General features: G+C 69.9%; 21 protein-coding genes. 16 read left to right on the top strand and 5 right to left on the bottom strand.

Annotated elements, in window-relative coordinates:
* Positions 1-89 precede the first annotated feature (89 nt).
* The 13 genes from HHX40_RS26120 (at position 90) to HHX40_RS26180 (ending at position 10,660) form a co-directional block, all read left to right on the top strand.
* Complete coding sequence (locus tag HHX40_RS26120) at positions 90-479, top strand: hypothetical protein (protein ID WP_182882715.1); 390 nt, start codon at positions 90-92, stop codon at positions 477-479.
* 354 nt (positions 480-833) lie between these two features.
* Entirely contained in the window at positions 834-2,264 is a 1,431-nt protein-coding gene (locus HHX40_RS26125; protein WP_310738284.1) for an MraY family glycosyltransferase, read from the top strand.
* A 146-nt stretch (positions 2,265-2,410) separates the two neighbouring features.
* Complete coding sequence (locus tag HHX40_RS26130) at positions 2,411-2,833, top strand: hypothetical protein (RefSeq protein ID WP_182876670.1); 423 nt, start codon at positions 2,411-2,413, stop codon at positions 2,831-2,833.
* Positions 2,834-2,869: 36 nt separating this feature from the next.
* On the top strand, positions 2,870-3,112 hold the full coding sequence (locus HHX40_RS26135; protein ID WP_244460565.1) for a hypothetical protein: 243 nt from the start codon (positions 2,870-2,872) through the stop codon (positions 3,110-3,112).
* A gap of 132 nt (positions 3,113-3,244) precedes the next feature.
* On the top strand, positions 3,245-4,036 hold the full coding sequence (atpB, locus tag HHX40_RS26140) for a F0F1 ATP synthase subunit A (RefSeq protein ID WP_182876669.1): 792 nt from the start codon (positions 3,245-3,247) through the stop codon (positions 4,034-4,036).
* Positions 4,037-4,118: 82 nt separating this feature from the next.
* Positions 4,119-4,349: an ATP synthase F0 subunit C gene (gene atpE / locus HHX40_RS26145; RefSeq protein WP_182876668.1), complete on the top strand. Its 231-nt coding sequence runs from the start codon at positions 4,119-4,121 to the stop codon at positions 4,347-4,349.
* A gap of 29 nt (positions 4,350-4,378) precedes the next feature.
* Positions 4,379-4,924 carry a F0F1 ATP synthase subunit B gene (locus HHX40_RS26150; protein WP_182876667.1) on the top strand — a complete coding sequence of 182 codons (546 nt, stop codon included), beginning with the start codon at positions 4,379-4,381 and terminating at the stop codon, positions 4,922-4,924.
* On the top strand, positions 4,924-5,733 hold the full coding sequence (locus tag HHX40_RS26155) for a F0F1 ATP synthase subunit delta (protein WP_182876666.1): 810 nt from the start codon (positions 4,924-4,926) through the stop codon (positions 5,731-5,733). The genes HHX40_RS26150 and HHX40_RS26155 overlap by 1 nt, the downstream gene beginning before the upstream one ends.
* Positions 5,734-5,757: 24 nt before the next feature.
* Positions 5,758-7,404 (top strand): F0F1 ATP synthase subunit alpha, encoded by a 1,647-nt coding sequence (atpA, locus tag HHX40_RS26160; protein WP_117409066.1) that lies wholly within the window; start codon positions 5,758-5,760, stop codon positions 7,402-7,404.
* A gap of 3 nt (positions 7,405-7,407) precedes the next feature.
* Positions 7,408-8,307: a F0F1 ATP synthase subunit gamma gene (locus HHX40_RS26165; RefSeq protein WP_117409065.1), complete on the top strand. Its 900-nt coding sequence runs from the start codon at positions 7,408-7,410 to the stop codon at positions 8,305-8,307.
* 1 nt (position 8,308) lies between these two features.
* A complete protein-coding gene (gene atpD / locus HHX40_RS26170) occupies positions 8,309-9,736 on the top strand; it encodes a F0F1 ATP synthase subunit beta (RefSeq protein WP_138462208.1) in 1,428 nt (475 codons plus the stop codon).
* Between the two features lie 71 nt (positions 9,737-9,807).
* Complete coding sequence (locus HHX40_RS26175; protein ID WP_117409063.1) at positions 9,808-10,209, top strand: F0F1 ATP synthase subunit epsilon; 402 nt, start codon at positions 9,808-9,810, stop codon at positions 10,207-10,209.
* Between the two features lie 19 nt (positions 10,210-10,228).
* Positions 10,229-10,660: a DUF2550 family protein gene (locus HHX40_RS26180; RefSeq protein ID WP_117409062.1), complete on the top strand. Its 432-nt coding sequence runs from the start codon at positions 10,229-10,231 to the stop codon at positions 10,658-10,660.
* Positions 10,661-10,697: 37 nt separating this feature from the next.
* Here the strand turns inward: HHX40_RS26180 and HHX40_RS26185 are convergent, their stop codons facing one another.
* The 3 genes from HHX40_RS26185 to nucS all read right to left on the bottom strand — a co-directional run bounded on the left by HHX40_RS26185 (position 10,698) and on the right by nucS (position 13,036).
* Positions 10,698-11,297 carry a cob(I)yrinic acid a,c-diamide adenosyltransferase gene (locus HHX40_RS26185; protein ID WP_117409061.1) on the bottom strand — a complete coding sequence of 200 codons (600 nt, stop codon included), beginning with the start codon at positions 11,295-11,297 and terminating at the stop codon, positions 10,698-10,700.
* Between the two features lie 29 nt (positions 11,298-11,326).
* Positions 11,327-11,935, bottom strand: coding sequence for a TetR/AcrR family transcriptional regulator (locus HHX40_RS26190; protein ID WP_117409060.1), 609 nt, complete (start codon positions 11,933-11,935; stop codon positions 11,327-11,329).
* A gap of 426 nt (positions 11,936-12,361) precedes the next feature.
* On the bottom strand, positions 12,362-13,036 hold the full coding sequence (gene nucS, locus HHX40_RS26195; protein WP_117409059.1) for an endonuclease NucS: 675 nt from the start codon (positions 13,034-13,036) through the stop codon (positions 12,362-12,364).
* Between the two features lie 206 nt (positions 13,037-13,242).
* Here nucS and HHX40_RS26200 point away from each other — a divergent pair, with 206 nt between their 5' ends.
* The 3 genes from HHX40_RS26200 to HHX40_RS26210 all read left to right on the top strand — a co-directional run bounded on the left by HHX40_RS26200 (position 13,243) and on the right by HHX40_RS26210 (position 15,166).
* Positions 13,243-13,560 (top strand): ATP/GTP-binding protein, encoded by a 318-nt coding sequence (locus HHX40_RS26200; protein WP_117409058.1) that lies wholly within the window; start codon positions 13,243-13,245, stop codon positions 13,558-13,560.
* A 21-nt stretch (positions 13,561-13,581) separates the two neighbouring features.
* On the top strand, positions 13,582-14,286 hold the full coding sequence (locus HHX40_RS26205) for an alpha/beta hydrolase (protein ID WP_138462205.1): 705 nt from the start codon (positions 13,582-13,584) through the stop codon (positions 14,284-14,286).
* A gap of 109 nt (positions 14,287-14,395) precedes the next feature.
* Complete coding sequence (locus HHX40_RS26210) at positions 14,396-15,166, top strand: alpha/beta fold hydrolase (RefSeq protein ID WP_182882716.1); 771 nt, start codon at positions 14,396-14,398, stop codon at positions 15,164-15,166.
* Positions 15,167-15,467: 301 nt separating this feature from the next.
* Here HHX40_RS26210 and HHX40_RS26215 read toward each other — a convergent pair whose 3' ends face one another.
* Both HHX40_RS26215 and mce read right to left on the bottom strand, forming a co-directional pair.
* On the bottom strand, positions 15,468-16,772 hold the full coding sequence (locus tag HHX40_RS26215) for a DivIVA domain-containing protein (protein ID WP_117409055.1): 1,305 nt from the start codon (positions 16,770-16,772) through the stop codon (positions 15,468-15,470).
* Between the two features lie 184 nt (positions 16,773-16,956).
* The gene (mce, locus tag HHX40_RS26220; RefSeq protein WP_182882717.1) at positions 16,957-17,379 is read right to left on the bottom strand and encodes a methylmalonyl-CoA epimerase; all 423 of its coding nucleotides are present in this window, start codon (positions 17,377-17,379) and stop codon (positions 16,957-16,959) included.
* Between the last annotated feature and the right edge of the window lie 70 nt (positions 17,380-17,449).

Below are 17,449 nucleotides of genomic sequence, written 5' to 3' on the forward strand. Positions count from 1 at the left end.
CCCGCCGGGCGCCGTATCGGGCACCGTGCCGCAGGGCACGCGATCACCATCGCCGGCGTTCCCGCCGGCCCCGCACAGGAGGCGCGATCGTGAGCTACGCCGACCCCCCGGCGCCGACCCCGCTGCAGCCCGGCGAGACCCCGCCGGCGCCGTCGAGCACCGACCTGCTCTCGCCCGGCGGGCAGCCGACGCACTGGGTGTTCAACCCGGAGTACCAGAAGCTCGTGGACCTGTGGATGCAGGTGCTCCCGCTGCTGGACCAGCTCACCAAGTCCCTCGACAAGCCGTACGAGATGGCGCGCAGCAGGGACGTCTGGGACGCGCCCGTCGCCGGCCGGTACGTCCAGGACGTCGCCGAGTGGCGCAGCAGGCTCGGCATGTACCGCCAGGCGGTGCTCACGGCGATCAGCGACCAGGCGGCGGACACGCCGCGCTGGATCCCCGGCAAGACAAGCGCGCCGCACGCGTTCACCTCCTGACACCTGAGGGTGCCTCCGAGGCACCTGCCGGCACCCGCCGGCACCTGTCACGCCGCCGGTGGCCCGCCGGCCGCCGCACCGGCCGTACGCCGGGCACCTGACCGTGCCCTCCCGGATCGGGCGCTCCGGGACGGACTTCGGCGTCTCCCGCGCGGCGCCGAGGGCGTGGGCGCGGCCGGAATGGAGGAGATCGGGTCTCTCGTCGTCCGGGCCATCCGGCGGCCGGGTGCGATACCGTCAGTTCTCGAACGGGTAAAGGGGCTGACCGCGGAGCATCCGGCATATCCCCAGGGATAGGGCGATCTGTGTCTTTTGCCCGTCACAATTGAACCGCCTATCCAGGAAACTAGGTCCGTGCGGGAATATCTCCTCTTGGCACTCGTGGCGGCAGCGGTGACGTATCTGCTCGTGCCGCCGGTCCGGGTGTTCGCGCTGCGCATCGGCGCCGCACCCGAGGTGCGGGAGCGGGACGTGCACAAGGTGCCCACCCCGCGACTGGGCGGCCTGGCGATGTTCGGCGGGATGGCGGCGGCGCTGCTGGTGGCGGCCAACCTCCCGTACGTCGGCGGAGCGTTCGACAGCGGTCAGACGGGCAACACGGTGCTCGCCCTCCTGGCGGCCGGCGGCCTGATCGTCGTCACCGGCTTCCTGGACGACTGGCTCGGCATGGACGCGCTGGTCAAGTTCGGTGGCCAGGTCGCGGCCGGAGCCGTGCTCGTCAAGTTCGGCATGTATCTCCAGTGGCTCCCGCTGCCGCAGTTCATGGGCGGGTCGCAGGCGCTCGACACCACCCTGTACACGATCCTCACGATCATGATCGTGGTCGTCGTGATCAACGCGGTGAACTTCGTCGACGGCCTCGACGGCCTGGCGGCGGGCATCGTCGGGATCGCGGCCGCGGCGACCTTCGCCTACTCGATCGTGCTCCAGCAGACCGCGAGCGGTTCGCGGATCAACGGAACGGCCGCCATCGCGGCGATCCTCATCGGGATGTGCGCCGGTTTCCTGCCACATAACTTCCACCCCGCCAAGATCTTCATGGGTGACACCGGGGCGATGCTGATCGGCCTGCTGCTGGCCACCTCGATGATCACGATCCTGTCGTCGGTCGAGCCGGACGCGATCGCCGGAAAGATCAACAAGTTCCCGGTGATCCTGCCGCTCGTGCTGCCGATCGCGGTCGTGGTCCTGCCTCTCGCCGACCTGATAATGGCGGTCGTCCGCCGCACGTCGGCCGGGCTGTCGCCGTTCGCCCCCGACCGCGGCCACCTGCACCACCGGATGCTCGACATCGGCCACTCCCACCGGCGCAGCGTTCTGATCATGTACGCGTGGACGTTCCTGTTCGCCTTCACGATCGTCGGCCTGTCGATCGTCGGCGTGGGGGTCGTCGTGTTCCCGCTGACGATCGTGTTCGCGGTGGCGGTGCTGGTCATCATGGGCCTGCCGCGGTGGCGGTCGCGCCGCACCCTGGCGCGCGACCAGAAGGCCGGCGCGCACGCGGCCGCCGTTGCGGCCGCCTCCCGCCCCGCTCGCCCCTCGCGCCCCACGACCACCGAGCACGACACGCTCGTCTTCCCCGTCGTCCCCCCGCCGGCGCCGCCCCTGACTACCGGGCGGCACGCGCCCGGCGCGCCCGGGCAGGCCCCGCCCGTAGTGCCGGGGCAGGCCGCGCCCGGCAGGCTTCCCGCGAACGGCCGGAATCCCTACCCCGGACAGGGCCCCTCGGGTGCCGGAGCCATCCCGCCCACGACCTCCCGCACGGACGCGGAAACCTTCCGCTGACCCCCGACCGGCGCGCCCGCACCAGCAGAAACGCCAGGTAAAGGTGGCACTCCGAGGCTTGTGATAGCTTTCACTAGCAAGGGGTGAGGCACACGACGCCCCGGCAGGTAGCAATCGCTCGTTTGACAACCGATCCTGGAGTTCCGATGCAGGCCAACGACGTGCGCGTGCTCAAGGGCGCCGCCGTGCCGACCTTGATCGTCGGTCTCGTCGCCGTCCTCGTCGCGGCGATCGCGACCGGTGCGAAGGGTGCTCTGGGCGCCGGCATCGGTCTCGTCATCGTCGCCGTCTTCTTCACCGTCGGCCTGGCCGTCGTCTCCTGGGCCGGCCGGGTCTCGCCCATGGCGATGATGGCGGCGGCCGTGGTGGGCTACGCCGTCAAGGTCCTCGTGATCATGGCGATCCTGCGGGCCCTCGACGGGACGACCGCGTTCGACTCCCGGGTGCTCGCGCTGAGCGTCATCGCCTGCACGCTCGCGTGGACCATCGGTGAGATGCGCGGATTCATGAAGCTCAAGATGCTCTACGTCGAGCCGGACGCCGAGGTCCCCGGGCGGGGACGCGGATGACCATGCGTACGGGGCAGCCCGATATGACTAGTCCGCATGGCTCCTGCTATCGTCGTGCCCGCGATGAGCGAACAGGAGCGCAGGCCCGAGACCGACGGCCGCGACTTCGCCGACGCCGCCTGGTCGGTCCCGAGCTATCTGATCTCCGGGATCCTGTTGTGGGGCGGCATCGGCTGGTTGCTGAGCTGGTGGACCGGCGTGCACGCGTTCATCCCCATAGGCGTCGTTCTCGGGGTCGGGCTGGCTGCCTACCTCATCTATCTGAAGTACGGCCGCTGACAGCCGGCCCGCTTCCCACGCTCTTCCGTTGATCCAATCGTTGAAGGGAACGCCCGTGCGCGAGCGTAGCGAACGGACGAACAAGCACATGCTTCGGGCATTGCGCCCCGAGCGGGTAGGCGAGGTGACAAGGTGACCCCCCTCGTTCTCGTCGCCGAGGACGCGTTCACGGCGCCGGGGCCGTCGATCTTCGACTTCCCGCCTCTCTTCGAAGGCGCGCCCTACTGGCTGACCAAGCCCGTGCTCTTCGCCGTCGTCGGCGCCCTCCTGGTGACCGCTCTCGCATGGAGCGCCTTCGCCAATCCGAAGCTGGTGCCCCGGGGCATGCAGAACATCGGTGAGATGGGCTACCAGTTCGTCCGCGACCAGGTCGCCCGCCCGTTCCTGGGCAAGGACGCCGAACGCTGGATGCCGCTGCTGATCAGCCTGTTCTTCCTGATCCTGCTGTGGAACTTCTTCGGCGTCATCCCGCTGATCCAGATCCCGATCGCCTCGCACATCGCGTTCCCGATCGTCTTCGCGGCCACGATCTACATTCTCAAGATCTATCTGGGCATCAAGCACCAGGGCTTCGGCGGCTACTTCAAGAACATGATGTTCCCGCCCGGACTGCCGAAGGCGATCTACTTCCTGCTGGCGCCGATCGAGTTCCTGTCGAACCTGATCATCGCGCCGTTCACGCACGCCGTCCGGCTCTTCGCGAACATGTTCGCCGGTCACCTGATCCTGGCCTTCTTCAGCGCCGTCGGATTCTGGTTCCTGTTCGAGAAGCTCACGCCGCTCGGCTCGGGCCTCGGCGTCGTGGGTGTCGTCATGACGATCGCGATGACCGGCTTCGAGTTGTTCATCCAGTTCCTGCAGGCGTTCCTGTTCACGCTGCTCGCCGCCATGTACATCGGCGGCTCCCTGCACGCGGACCACTGACGGACACCTGAGACCCGCCCCTGACGTAGACCAGACCGGTGAGTGAGGCACTCACCGGCCGACCAGTAAAGGAAGAACACCAATGAGCGTTCTCGCTGAAGTCACCGGCAACCTCGGCGCGATCGGTTACGGCCTCGCCGCCATCGGCCCCGGCATCGGCGTGGGCATCATCTTCGGTCAGGGCGTGCAGGCGATCGCCCGCCAGCCCGAGGCGTACGGCCTGATCCGCCAGAACATGCTGCTCGGCTTCGTTCTGACCGAGGCGCTGGCCCTCATCGGCCTCGTCGCGCCCTTCATCTACCCCACGAGCTGACGTACCCACTCTGACGGAAGGCTGCACCCATGATTTCGGCAGCTAACACCCTCGCGGCGGAGATGAACAACCCGCTCATCCCGCACGTTTACGAGCTGGTCGTCGGCAGCTTCGCCTTCCTCGTCGTCTTCGTCGTCGTCGGAAAGATCCTCACCCCGCGTATCCAGAAGACGCTGGCCGAGCGGACCGAGGTGATCGAGGGCGGCATCAAGAAGGCCGAGGACGCCCAGGCCGAAGCCCAGCGGACTCTGGAGCAGTACCGGGCCCAGCTCGCGGAGGCCCGCCAGGAGGCGGCCCGCCTTCGCGAGGAGGCCCGGGAGCAGGGTGCCCAGATCAAGGCCGAGCTCCGCGACGAGGCCCAGGCCGAGGCGCGGCGCATCATCGAGACCGCCCACGCGCAGATCGAGGCCGACCGCCAGCAGGCGCTGACCCAGCTGCGCGGTGAGATCGGGCGCCTGTCCACCGAGCTGGCGAGCCGGATCGTCGGCGAGTCGCTGGAGGACGAGGCCCGCCAGCGCCGCGTCGTCGACCGGTTCCTCGAGGAGCTCGAGGCGCGTCCGGAGGCGGTCCGCTGATGCGCGGCCTCAGCAGGACCGCCCTTGCGGAGGTCGAGGAGCGGTTCAACACCGCCGCCGCGGCCGCCGACCTCGGCGCCCTCGCCGAGGAGCTGTTCGCCGTCGCCGACCTGTTCGACCGTGAGCACGGGTTGCGGCGGGGGCTTTCGGACGCTTCGCGCCCGGCGGGGCAGAAGGAGAGCGTGCTGCGCTCCCTGCTGCAGGGCAAGGTCGGCGACGCCACGCTGGAGATCGCGGTCGCCGCGGTCGGCGCCAGGTGGTCCAGGGCCGGCGACCTGCCGGACGCCCTGGAGCGCGTCGGCGTGATGTCCGCCGCCGCCGAGGCCGAGTCCGAGCGCCGCCTCGACGACGTCGAGGACGAGCTGTTCCGCTTCGGCCGCATCCTCGCCGCCAACCCGCAGCTGCGCCGCGCGCTCAGCGACCCGGCCATCCCGGCCGAGCGCAAGAGCGGCCTGCTCGCCACGCTGCTCGGCGGAAAGGCCGCGCCCTCCACCGTACGGCTCGTCACGCAGGCGGTTGTGCACCCGCGAGGACGTAGCCTGGAGACGGCACTGGAGGAGTTCGGCTGGATCGTCGCGCGGGCGCGCGAGCGCCTCGTCGGCGTGGTCCGCAGCGCGGTGCCGCTCACGCAGCAGCAGAAGCAGCGGCTCGCGGCCTGGCTGCGAGCCACCTATGGGCGAGACGTCCACCTGAACGTCGAGGTGGACCCGAAGGTGCTCGGTGGGTTCTCCGTGAGGGTCGGGGACGACTACATCGACACCACGATCGCCGGACGTATCGAAGAAGTCCGCCGCCGGTTGGCCGGCTGAGGCGAATAGGGAGACAAGAAAGAGATGGCGGAGCTTACGATCCGGCCGGACGAGATCCGGGACGCCCTTGAGCGCTTCGTCCAGGCGTACGAGCCGGAAGGCGCAGCGCGCGAGGAGATCGGGACCGTCGTCGACGCCGGCGACGGCATCGCCCATGTCTCCGGTCTGCCCTCGGCGATGGCGAACGAGCTGCTGGAGTTCGAGAACGGCACCCGCGGCCTGGCGCTGAACCTCGACGTGCGCGAGATCGGCGCGGTCGTCCTGGGCGACTTCAGCGGCATCGAGGAGGGCCAGCAGGTCCGCCGCACCGGCGAGGTCCTGTCGGTGCCGGTCGGCGACGACTTCCTCGGCCGGGTGGTCGACCCCCTGGGCAACCCGCTCGACGGCAAGGGCGCGATCCAGGCCGAGGCGCGCCGCGCCCTGGAACTGCAGGCCCCCTCGGTCGTCCAGCGTCAGCCGGTGAAGGAGCCGCTGCAGACCGGCCTCAAGGCGATCGACGCCATGACGCCGATCGGCCGCGGCCAGCGTCAGCTGATCATCGGCGACCGCGGCACCGGCAAGACCGCGATCGCGGTCGACACCATCCTCAACCAGAAGGAGAACTGGCTCTCCGGCGACCCGAGCCGCCAGGTTCGCTGCATCTACGTCGCCGTCGGCCAGAAGGGCTCCACGATCGCCCAGGTCCGCGGTCGTCTGGAGGAGGCGGGCGCGATGGAGTACACCACCATCGTCGCCGCTCCCGCGTCCGACCCGGCGGGCTACAAGTACATCGCCCCGTACACCGGTTCGGCCATCGGCCAGCACTGGATGTACCAGGGCAAGCACGTGCTGATCGTCTTCGACGACCTGACCAAGCAGGCCGACGCCTACCGCGCCGTGTCGCTGCTGCTCCGCCGTCCGCCGGGCCGTGAGGCGTTCCCCGGCGACGTCTTCTACCTCCACTCGCGTCTGCTGGAGCGCTGCGCCAAGCTCTCGGCCGACATGGGCGGCGGTTCGATGACCGGCCTGCCGATCATCGAGACCAAGGGCAACGACGTGTCGGCGTTCATCCCGACCAACGTCATCTCCATCACCGACGGCCAGTGCTTCCTGGAGACCGACCTGTTCAACGCCGGTGTCCGCCCGGCGATCAACGTCGGTGTCTCGGTCTCCCGAGTCGGCGGCTCCGCCCAGGTCAAGGCCATGCGCAAGGTGGCCGGCACGCTCCGTCTGTCGCTGTCCCAGTACCGCGACCTGGAGGCCTTCGCGGCCTTCGCGTCCGACCTCGACGCCGCCTCCCGCGCCCAGCTGGAGCGTGGTGCCCGACTGGTCGAGCTGCTCAAGCAGCCGCAGTACAGCCCGTTCCCGGTCGAGAAGCAGGTCGTCTCGGTCTGGGCCGGCACCACCGGCGAGCTCGACGACGTGCCGATCGAGGACATCCGCCGCTTCGAGGCCGAGTTCCTCGACTACCTCGGGTCCACCCAGAAGGGCGTCTTCGACAGCATCCGGGAGACCCGGGAGCTGGCGGACGACACGGTGACCGCTCTCAAGGACGCCATCACGGAGTTCAAGAAGGGCTTCACCACCTCCAGCGGTGAGCTGCTCGTCAGGGACGAGCCGGTGGAGGCGCTGGACGCCAGCCAGGTCGGCCAGGAGAAGGTCGTCAGGCACGTCCGCAAGGCCGAGGCGTAACCCATGGGTGCCCAGCTTCGACAGCTGCGGCGGCGGATCAGGTCGGTCAAGTCCACCGCGAAGATCACCCGCGCGCAGGAGCTGATCGCCTCGTCGCGCATCGTCAAGGCGCAGCAGCGGATGCAGGCGGCCGTGCCGTACGAGCGGGAGATCACCCACGCGGTGTCGGCGGTCCTGACGCACACCTCGGGCGTCGACCACCCGCTCACGGTGGCCAAGGAGCAGCCCGCCAGCGCGGGCGTCCTGATCGTCACCAGCGACCGCGGCTTCGCGGGCGGCTACAACGCCAACATCCTCCGTGAGGCCGAGGCGCTGAAGGGCCACCTGACCGGGCGCGGCCTGGCCGTGAAGCCGTACGTCGTGGGCCGCAAGGGCCTCACCTGGCACCGCTTCCGCGGCCGGGAGATGTTCGGCGAGTGGGACGGCTTCTCCGACAACCCGTCGTACGCCAACGCCAAGGAGATCGCCGACGCGCTCATCCAGTCGTTCAAGGTGGAGGACGGGATCGACGAGATCCACGTCGTCTACACCGGGTTCGTCTCGATGCTGACGCAGAACGTGATCGTCAAGCGGATCCTGCCGCTCGAGGTCGAGGAGTCGGAGACGCCCCCCGAGGGCATCCCGCCGTACTACGAGTTCGAGCCGACGGCCGGTGATGTGCTCGACACGCTGCTGCCGCGGTACATCGAGTCGCGTATCTACAACGCGCTGCTCCAGTCGGCCGCGTCCGAGCACGCCGCCCGGCGCCGTGCGATGAAGTCGGCCACCGACAACGCCAACGAACTCATCCGCGTGTTCACCCAGCAGATGAACCAGGCGCGTCAGGCCGAGATCACCCAGGAAATCAGCGAGATCGTCGGTGGCGCGAACGCGCTGGCTGACGCCGCAGCGGGGAAAGAGTGAAATGACCGCACAGACTGTTGAGACCACCGTGGGCCGTGTCGCCCGCGTCACCGGTCCGGTCGTCGACGTGGAGTTCCCCGTCGAGGCCATGCCGGACATCTACAACGCGCTCACCGTCGACGTCGACCTCGCCGGCGAGACCAAGACCCTGACGCTGGAGGTCGCCCAGCACCTCGGCGACAACATCGTCCGGGCCATCTCCATGCAGCCCACCGACGGTCTGGTCCGCGGCGCGGCCGTCACCGACACGGGCGTCGCGATCTCGGTGCCGGTCGGCGACTCCGTCAAGGGCCACGTGTGGAACGCCCTCGGCGAGCCGCTCGACGCGGACAAGGCCTCGATCCAGGTCAGCGAGAGGTGGCCCATCCACCGTCCGGCCCCGGCGTTCGACCAGCTCGAGGCCCGCACGGAGATGCTGCCCACCGGCATCAAGGTCATCGACCTGCTCACGCCGTACGTGAAGGGCGGCAAGATCGGTCTGTTCGGCGGCGCGGGCGTCGGCAAGACCGTTCTGATCCAGGAGATGATCCGCCGCGTCGCGCTGAAGTTCTCGGGCACCTCGGTGTTCGCGGGCGTCGGCGAGCGCACCCGTGAGGGCAACGACCTCTGGCTGGAGATGGAGGAGGCGGACGTCCTCAAGGACACCGCGCTCGTCTTCGGTCAGATGGACGAGCCCCCGGGCACCCGTCTGCGGGTGGCGCTGTCCGCTCTGACCATGGCGGAGTACTTCCGCGACGTGCAGAAGCAGGACGTGCTGCTGTTCATCGACAACATCTTCCGCTTCACCCAGGCGGGTTCGGAGGTCTCCACGCTGCTCGGCCGCATGCCGTCCGCCGTGGGTTACCAGCCGACCCTCGCCGACGAGATGGGCGTGCTCCAGGAGCGCATCACCTCCACCCGCGGTCACTCGATCACCTCCATGCAGGCGATCTACGTGCCCGCGGACGACATCACCGACCCGGCCCCGCACAACGCGTTCGCGCACCTCGACGCGCAGACCGTGCTGTCCCGGCCGATCTCGGAGAAGGGCATCTACCCCGCGGTGGACCCGCTCGACTCCTCCTCGCGGATCCTCGACCCGCAGATCATCGGTGACGAGCACTACGCGGTCGCCCAGGAGACCAAGCGGATCCTGCAGAAGTACAAGGAACTGCAGGACATCATCGCCATCCTGGGCATCGACGAGCTCTCCGAAGAGGACAGGGTCACCGTTCAGCGGGCGCGCCGCATCGAGCGTTTCCTGTCCCACCCGATGTACGCTGCCGAGGCGTTCACCGGCCAGCCGGGCGAGTTCGTCCCGCTGGACGAGACCATCGCCTCCTTCAAGGGGCTGTGCGCCGGCGAGTACGACCACCTGCCCGAGCAGGCCTTCTTCATGGTCGGTGGCATCGAGCAGGCCATCGCCAAGGCGAAGGACCTCGAGCGCTAGGACACCTTCGGCGCCTGCACGGCCCGGCGTCCGCCGGGCCGTGCAGGCGTCCGTCGAAAGGGAGCTGAGAAGTGGCAAAGCTTCGCGTGGGCGTCGTCTCGCCGGAACGTGAGCTCTGGACGGGCGAGGCCGACATGGTCATTGCCAAGACCGTGGACGGCGAGATCGGTATTATGCCGGAACACGCTCCCGTGCTCGGCGTCCTCGTCGAGGGCGGGGTGCTGCGCGTCAAGCGCGACGGCGACGCCGACCTCGTCGCGGCGGTGCACGGCGGGTTCATCTCCGTCGCCAACAACGACGTGTCGATTCTGGCGGAGACGGCCGAGCTCGGCTCCGAGGTCGACGTCGCACGGGCCAAGGACGCGCTGCAGCGTGCGCAGGCCTCGATCGAGGCCGACCAGGAGGACGCGGACGCGCGGCACCAGGCCAGGCGGGCGGCCGCCCGGCTGCGGGCCGCCGGCGAAGAGGTCTGACACGGCAGAGGAGGCGGCAGTGGCGGCGCTTGAGGTTCTGACGGGCGTTGTCGCCGTGCTCGCACTCCTCGTCCTCCGGGGCTTCGCCCTGGCCAGGGCCCGGGGCACGATCGTCTGCCGGGTACGCGACGGCCGGGGAGGCTGGAAGAGCGGGGTCGCCCGCTACGTAGGGGGAGAACTCCACTGGATCCCGTTCCTGGGACTCGGCCTGAGGCCGCGCCACGCGATCGCGAGGCGCGGCCTCACGGTTTCCAGCCGGAGGATGCTCGGCTCGGGTGAGGGGCCCGCCGGCTACTGGACCGTCGTCTGCTCGACGGACCGCTCGGCGGCGAGCGCCACCCGGCCCGTCATGGCCGGCCCGCTGTGCCTGGCGATGAGCGAGGACGCCCTGACCGGCTTCCTCGCCTGGCTGGAGTCCGCCCCGCCCAGCGCCCACCTCGACGCGGCTTAGAACTGCCGCGCCTCCGGCGCGGCGCTCGGTGAGCGCGCTAGCGCGTGGCGCCCGGCTTCCAGAGGACGTCGTCGCCGGCGGAGGCCACGCGGCACAGGATGAACATCAGGTCCGACAGGCGGTTCAGGTACTTGGCCGTCAGGGGATTGACGTCGTCGTGCGCCTCCAGCGCCGCCCAGGCCATCCGCTCGGCCCGGCGTACGACCGTGCGGGCGAGGTGGAGGAAGGCCGTGGCGGGGGCCCCGCCGGGCAGAATGAAACTACGCAGCGGCTTGAGGGTCGCGTTGAAGCGGTCGCACTGTTCTTCGAGCCAGACGATGTAGGACTCCTCCACCCGCAGTGGGGCGTACTCCTGCTGCGTGGGATCCTCCGCGACGGGGTTGCACAGGTCCGCGCCCACGTCGAACAGCTCGTTCTGCACCCTGCCCAGCACCGCCACCACGTCCTGCGGCAGGCCGCCGGTGGCCAGGGCGACCCCGATCGCCGCGTTGGCCTCCTCGACGTCGGCGTACGCCGCCAGGCGGGCATCGGTCTTGCGGGTGCGGCTCATGTCGCCGAGGGAGGTCGTGCCGTCGTCGCCCGTACGGGTGTAGATCTTGGACAGGACGACGGGCTTGTCGTTGTCGGCTCGGGTCATGCCGCTCAGCGTAGCCGCCGTCCGCCGCCTCAGTAAGCGGAGGCCGCCTGGGATCCGTCCGCGGCGAAGGTCCGGCGGAAGATGAACACGCAGGTCTCGACGAGCTCGTCCGTGGGCGGAGCCGGGTCGGTCAGCACCCACTCGATGAGCAACTCGGTGATGGCGCCGATGAGCCCGAGCGCCAGCAGGTGAAGGTCCAGGGGAGGCGTACGGCCCGCGCCCCGCGCCGAGCTTTCGATGATTTTCGTGAAGGCTGCAACGGCCTGCTGCCTGGCGCCGCTCAGCACGTTGCCGGCGCGCCGTACCTCCAGGTGCATCACCCGGGCGCGCCGCACGTCCGCGGTGACGAAGCGGACGTACTCGGCGATGCCCGCGACGATGCGGTCGTCGAGCGTGGGCGGGGCCTTCTCGATGGCCTCGCCCACCGAGGTCAGAGTCTCCTCGATGCACCGGTCATAAACCGCCCGCATCAGGTCCTCGCGACTGGAGAAGCATTCGTAGAAGGCGCGGTTCGAGATACGCGCGGTCGCGCAGAGCCGCTCGATGGTGGTGGAGTGGAAGCCGGGGTGTGCGAACAAGGAGTAAGCGGCTGATATGAGCCGTTCCCGCCTGTCTGCCAGCCTTTCGGCAGCCGACATCCCCCGATAGTCCCTTCCCGCCACTCTTCACCTCGCGCTCTCCTAGTCCCCCAGAACTCCCCATTATGAACGCAAGATCCTTTTAGTGGAAGTGCTGGGAATTAGCTGATTTGGGAACATGCTAAACCGGCCGAATGGCTTGACATAAGCATCAATCCTCACGACTATTAGCAATAGGTGTGAACCGGTACAGATGCAATTGCATCTGCGATTTCGGACCGTTCGGGGGCGAGGCGGTCGTCATCCCCGCGGCGAGCGGCAGCCGTGACCCGCCGCGTGCCGTCCCGGGGACGCGCCGGGACCGGGCCCGCCGCACGTCGATCACCCGTCTCACCTGGGCCGGTCAGGCCCGTGGCGAGACGGGGTGTGGAGCTGGAGGAACGTGACGCCGGCTTCGCCGGTCTTCGCGAAGTCTCTGGAAAGTATCTAGAAAAGAGTGGGGTTCTCCGGCTCGATGCCGCGCAGGGCGTCGTAGTCGAGCGTGACGCAGTCGATGCCGCGGTCGGTGGCGAGCACGCGTGCCTGCGGTTTGATCTCCTGGGCGGCGAAGATCCCTTTCACCGGTGCCAGACGCGGGTCGCGATTGAGCAGTTCGAGATAGCGGGTGAGCTGCTCCACGCCGTCGATGTCGCCGCGCCGCTTGATCTCCACGGCCACCGCGCCGCCAAGGTGGTCGCGGCAGAGGATGTCCACCGGCCCGATGGCGGTCATGTACTCCCGGCGCACCAGCGTCCAGCCGTCCCCGAGCGTGGTGATGTGCTCGGCCAGCAGTTCCTGCAGGTGCGCCTCGACGCCGTCCTTGCGCAGCCCCGGATCGATGCCCAGTTCGTGGCTGGAGTCGTGCAGGACCTCCTCGATGGTCAGCACCAGCTTCTCGCCGGTCTTGCCGTGCACCACCGACCAGGTGAGCACACCGTCGATCGTCTCCTCGCGGACCTTGCAGGGCGGGTTCATCCAGTTCAGAGGCTTGAACGCCCGGTCGTCGGCGTGGATGGACACGCTGCCGTCCGCCTTCATCAGGATGAGCCGGGGCGCCATGGGAAGGTGAGCCGTCAACCGCCCCACGTAATCGACGCTGCACCGCGCGATGACCAGCCGCATGAGCGCCAACCCTATCGGGCTTCCGGAGGGCCGGAGCCGTTCTGCGGCACCGTCCGCCGGGGCGCGACGTGTCCGCGCCGTCGCCCGGTCGTCCCGGCGTGACCGACGCGACGAGCATCCCGGCGTACGCGCGTGAACCGGTGCTGGAAGAATGGAGTGAGATCTCCCGTTCCGCCTGACATGAACGCCCCGGAAGGACGCCCGCCGTGAGCCCCCGCCGTGCCCGCCGCCGCGGCCCGTTCGAACGCCCGGACGGCCGCGCGGCACGACCGGTCGGCGCTTCGGTTCCGGGCGTGGACCGCGTGGAGAGCGCGCCGGACGGGGAATGGGTCGTCCGCAACGTCTCCGGCGTCACCCAGGGCAAGGCCTACCGGTGTCCCGGCTGCGAGCAGGAGATCAGGCCGGGGCTGCCGCACGTGGTGAGCTGGCCGGCGTGGTCCGGGGGCGAGGACGAGCGGCGGCACTGGCACACCGCGTGCTGGCGCAACCGGGTCAACCGCGGCCCGGGCCGCAGTCGCTACTGACACGACGTATACGAGGTGGGAATGGACATCAGGGCCTCCACGGTGCTGCCTGCCCGGCGCGAGGACATCGAGCTGCACACGGCGGACGGGCTGACCCTCGTCGGCGAGCTGGCGATGCCCGAGACCGGCCCGCCGGTGGCCACGCTGGTCTGCCTGCACCCCCTGCCCACCCACGGCGGCATGATGGACAGCCACGTGCTGCGCAAGGCGTCGTACCGGCTGCCCGCGCTCGCCGGCATCGCCGTGCTGCGTTTCAACACGCGCGGCACGACCTCCGACCGGGGCACCTCGCAGGGGGCGTTCGACGGGGGAGAGGGGGAGCGGTGGGACGTGGCCGCCGCCCTGGAGTACGCCGACTTCCACGACCTGCCGAACCCGTGGCTGCTCGGCTGGTCCTTCGGCACCGAGCTCGCGTTGCGCTGGGGCCGCGACCCGCTCGTGCGGGGGGCGATCCTGCTGTCGCCGCCGCTGAAGCGGGCCGGGGACGAGGACGTCGCCGCCTGGGGAGAGTTCGGCCGCCCGCTGGTCGCCCTGGTCCCGGAGTTCGACGACTACCTGCGCCCCGAGGAGGCCGCGCTGCGGTTCGCCGCGGCACCGCAGGCCGAGGTCATCGGCGTCGAGGGAGCCAAGCACCTGTGGGTCGGCGAGCCGTACGTGCGCGTCGTGCTCGACGAGATCGTCAAGCGCCTGAACCCCGCCGCCGCGCCCCTGCCCACCACCGTGTGACCCGACGCCCGCGCGTGCGCCCGCCGTCCGTACGCGGCGCACGCGCGCGCCAGGTCGCGAATCGGTGACGAAGGGCGGCCGGAGGTGTGCCGCGCGTTACCGTGAGCTGATGCAGCTCTACTCGCGATCCGCAGGAAGCGGCCTGCCTGTCGTCCTGCTCCACGCGTTTCCGCTGTCGTCGGCGATGTGGCTCGCCCAGCGGGAGGGCCTGGCGCCCCTCTGCCGGGTGATCACTCCCGACCTGCGCGGCTTCGGCGGCACGCTCCTCGGCGACGACGAGCCCTCGGTCGACGCGATGGCCGACGACGTGGTGCGGCTGCTCGACCTGGAGGGCGTCGACCGCGCGGTGGTCGGCGGCCAGTCGATGGGCGGCTACGTGACCATGGCGCTGTGCCGCCGCCACCCCGGCCGGGTGCTCGGGGTGATCCTCGCCGACACCAAGGCGCAGGCCGACCCGGAGCCGGTGCGGGCCAACCGGGAGCGGATCGCCGCCGCCGTCCTGGCGGGCGACACGGGCGTCCTGCTCGATGGGCTGCCCACGCTGGTCGGCGCGACCACCAGGGAGCGCAGGGGGATGGTCCTGGGGAGGGTCCGCGGTCTCATGCAGGCGGCGCCTCCCGCGGCGGTCGCCTGGGCCCAGCGGGCGATGGCCGCCCGGCCTGACGCGTTCGGCACGCTCCGGTCCCTGGCGGTGCCCGCGCTGGTCGTGGTGGGCGACGAGGACGAGATCTCGCCGCTCGCGGACGCGCGGGCGATGGCGGAGGCCGTCCCGGACGCGCGGCTCGCCGTCATCGAGAAGGCGGGCCACCTGTCGGCCATCGAGCAGCCAGAGGCGTTCAACCGCGTGGTCGCGGAGTTCGTGAAATCCCTCGCGCCCTGATCGCCGTCTGATCAGGCGTAGGTCTGCTCACCCGTCAACCGGAAGTCTGCTCAACCGGAACCCGGGAGTCCGGTCACGCGGAGCCCGGTCGTGTGGAGCCGGGTCACGCGGTGTCCGGTCACGCGGAGCCCGGTCGTGTGGAGCCGGGTCACACGGTGTCCGGTCACCCGGTGTCCGGTTACGTGGAGCCCGGACACGCGGAACGGGGCCCGGCGGTGTCCGCCGGGCCCCGTTCGCTTAGCCGTCACTGTCACCTGGCCGTCGCGCGGCCGTCGTCGACTCCCCCGAATGTGCCGGTGATCTACTCCTGCCACCACTCCGAGTCGTCGTCGCTCTTCGCAGAGCTGATCGGCTCCGCCGGAGCGGCGGAAACGGCCGGCTTGTCCGCGATGGGCGGAGCGGCCGAGAGGGCCGGCTTCGCCGGAGCGGCGGCGACCGGCGCCGGCTCCGCCGCGTCCATGCCCGGCAGCGGAGCGCCGCCGAGCAGCTGGCGGAGCTGCGCGAGGTGGCTGGTGATGCTGTCGCGCTGGCGGGTCAGCTCGTCCACCTGGCGCTGCATCGCCGTACGGGTGCGCTCGGCCTCGTTCTTGGCGTCGGTCACTATTGTGTCGGCGCTGGTCTTGGCCTCGGCCACGAGCTGGTCGGCGTTCTTGCGCGCGTTGGCCAGCAGCTGCTTGGCGTGGGTGTCGGCCTCGCGGCGGGTCTGCTCGGCCTGCTGCGTGGCCTTGGCGGCGCGCTGCTCGGCGGTGGCGGCGCGCTGCTCGGCCTCGGCGACCAGCTTCTGCGTGTTGGCCTGGGCGGTGGCGTGCCGCTCGGCCTCCTGGCGCTCGGCGTCCTCGCGGCGGGCGGCGAGCTGGATCTCGAACTCCGCCTCGTCCTGGGCCCGCTTGGCCTCCGACTCCTCGAGGATCCGCTGCGCCTGCGCCCGCATCTCGTCCGCCTGGCGCTTCGCCGTGGTGAGCACCTCGTCGCGCTCGCGCTTGGTGGAGGCCCGCAGCTGGGCCACCTCGCGCTCGGTCGTGGTGCGCAGCTTGGCGATCTCCCGCTCGGCGTCGGCCCGCTTCTCCGCGACCTCGTGGTCGGCGGTGGCCCGGATCTTGGCCACCTCGCGCTCGGTCGTCGCGGTCAGCTCGTCGGACTCGCGCCGTGCGGTGGAACGGATCTCCTCGGCATCGCGCTCAGCGGTGCTGCGCATCTCCTCGGCCTCGCGAGCGGCCAGCGCCCGCTTCTCCGCCGCCTCGTTCTCCGCCGCGGCCCGCAGGTCGGCGGCGTCCACCTTCGCGGCGGCGCGGATCTCGTTCGCCTCCGACCTGGCCGCCTGCACCAGCTCGGTGGCCTGCTCCTCCGCCAGCCGCAGCAGCTGCTCGATGCGGGCGCCGAGACCCGAGTACGTGGGCCGCTCCTGCTCCTGTAGCTGGCGCTGGGAGTCGGAGAGCTCCCGCTGGAGCCCGCTGACCTGCTCCTTGGCCTGCCGCAGTTCGGTGTCGAGCGTCTTCAGGTGGTCGTGGACCTGGTGCCGGTCATAACCCCGGAGCACCACGTCGAATTCGCGGGAAGGGGCATCCTCGAAGAAGTTGTTGAGCTGGGCGTCGATGTCGGACTGCATGAGGCTCGATCCTGGTTGTCGAGACGGCTACAGGGGCCGGACGGGGGGGTCGGTTCCGAGGCGAGGAGCCGGTATTGGCATCCACGTCCGGTGATGAACGCCAGCGTACTCCGGTACTGCCGCGTTGGCGGCCCCCTCCGACTTTCTGCGCGACTTGTTACGTATGAACGTTTCTTGCGTTTACTTAACGCCTGGACGACTCAACAAGCTCGGTGAGAACCCCGCCCACGTCCTTGGGATGCAGAAACGCGATCGAGGCTCCCATCGAGCCGTGCCTGGGCCGCTGGTCGATCAGGCGCACGCCCTTCGCCCCGATCTCCTCCAGGGCTTTGGTGACGTCCGCCACGCCGTAACCGATATGATGCACGCCCTCGCCCCGCTTGGCGAGGAACTTGCCCACGGCTGTGTCGGGGTGCAGCGGTTCGAGAAGCTGGACGTACGACGCGCCCTGGTCGCCGTCGGCGACGTGCAGCATCGCCTCCCGGACGCCCTGCTCCTCGTTCACCTCCCGGCTGACCACGGTCAGCCCGAAGACCGACTCGTAGAACTCGATCTTCTCTTCGAGGTTGTTGCAGGCCACGCCCACGTGGTCGATCCGCAGGAGCATCGCAGGTCCCTTCGCCGCGCCCGAATCCGGGCGACCCAACTACTCCTGGGTATGGTGACACCGTTGCCCC

Source organism: Microbispora sp. H10949, assembly GCF_014161435.1.
GTDB lineage: Bacteria > Actinomycetota > Actinomycetes > Streptosporangiales > Streptosporangiaceae > Microbispora > Microbispora triticiradicis.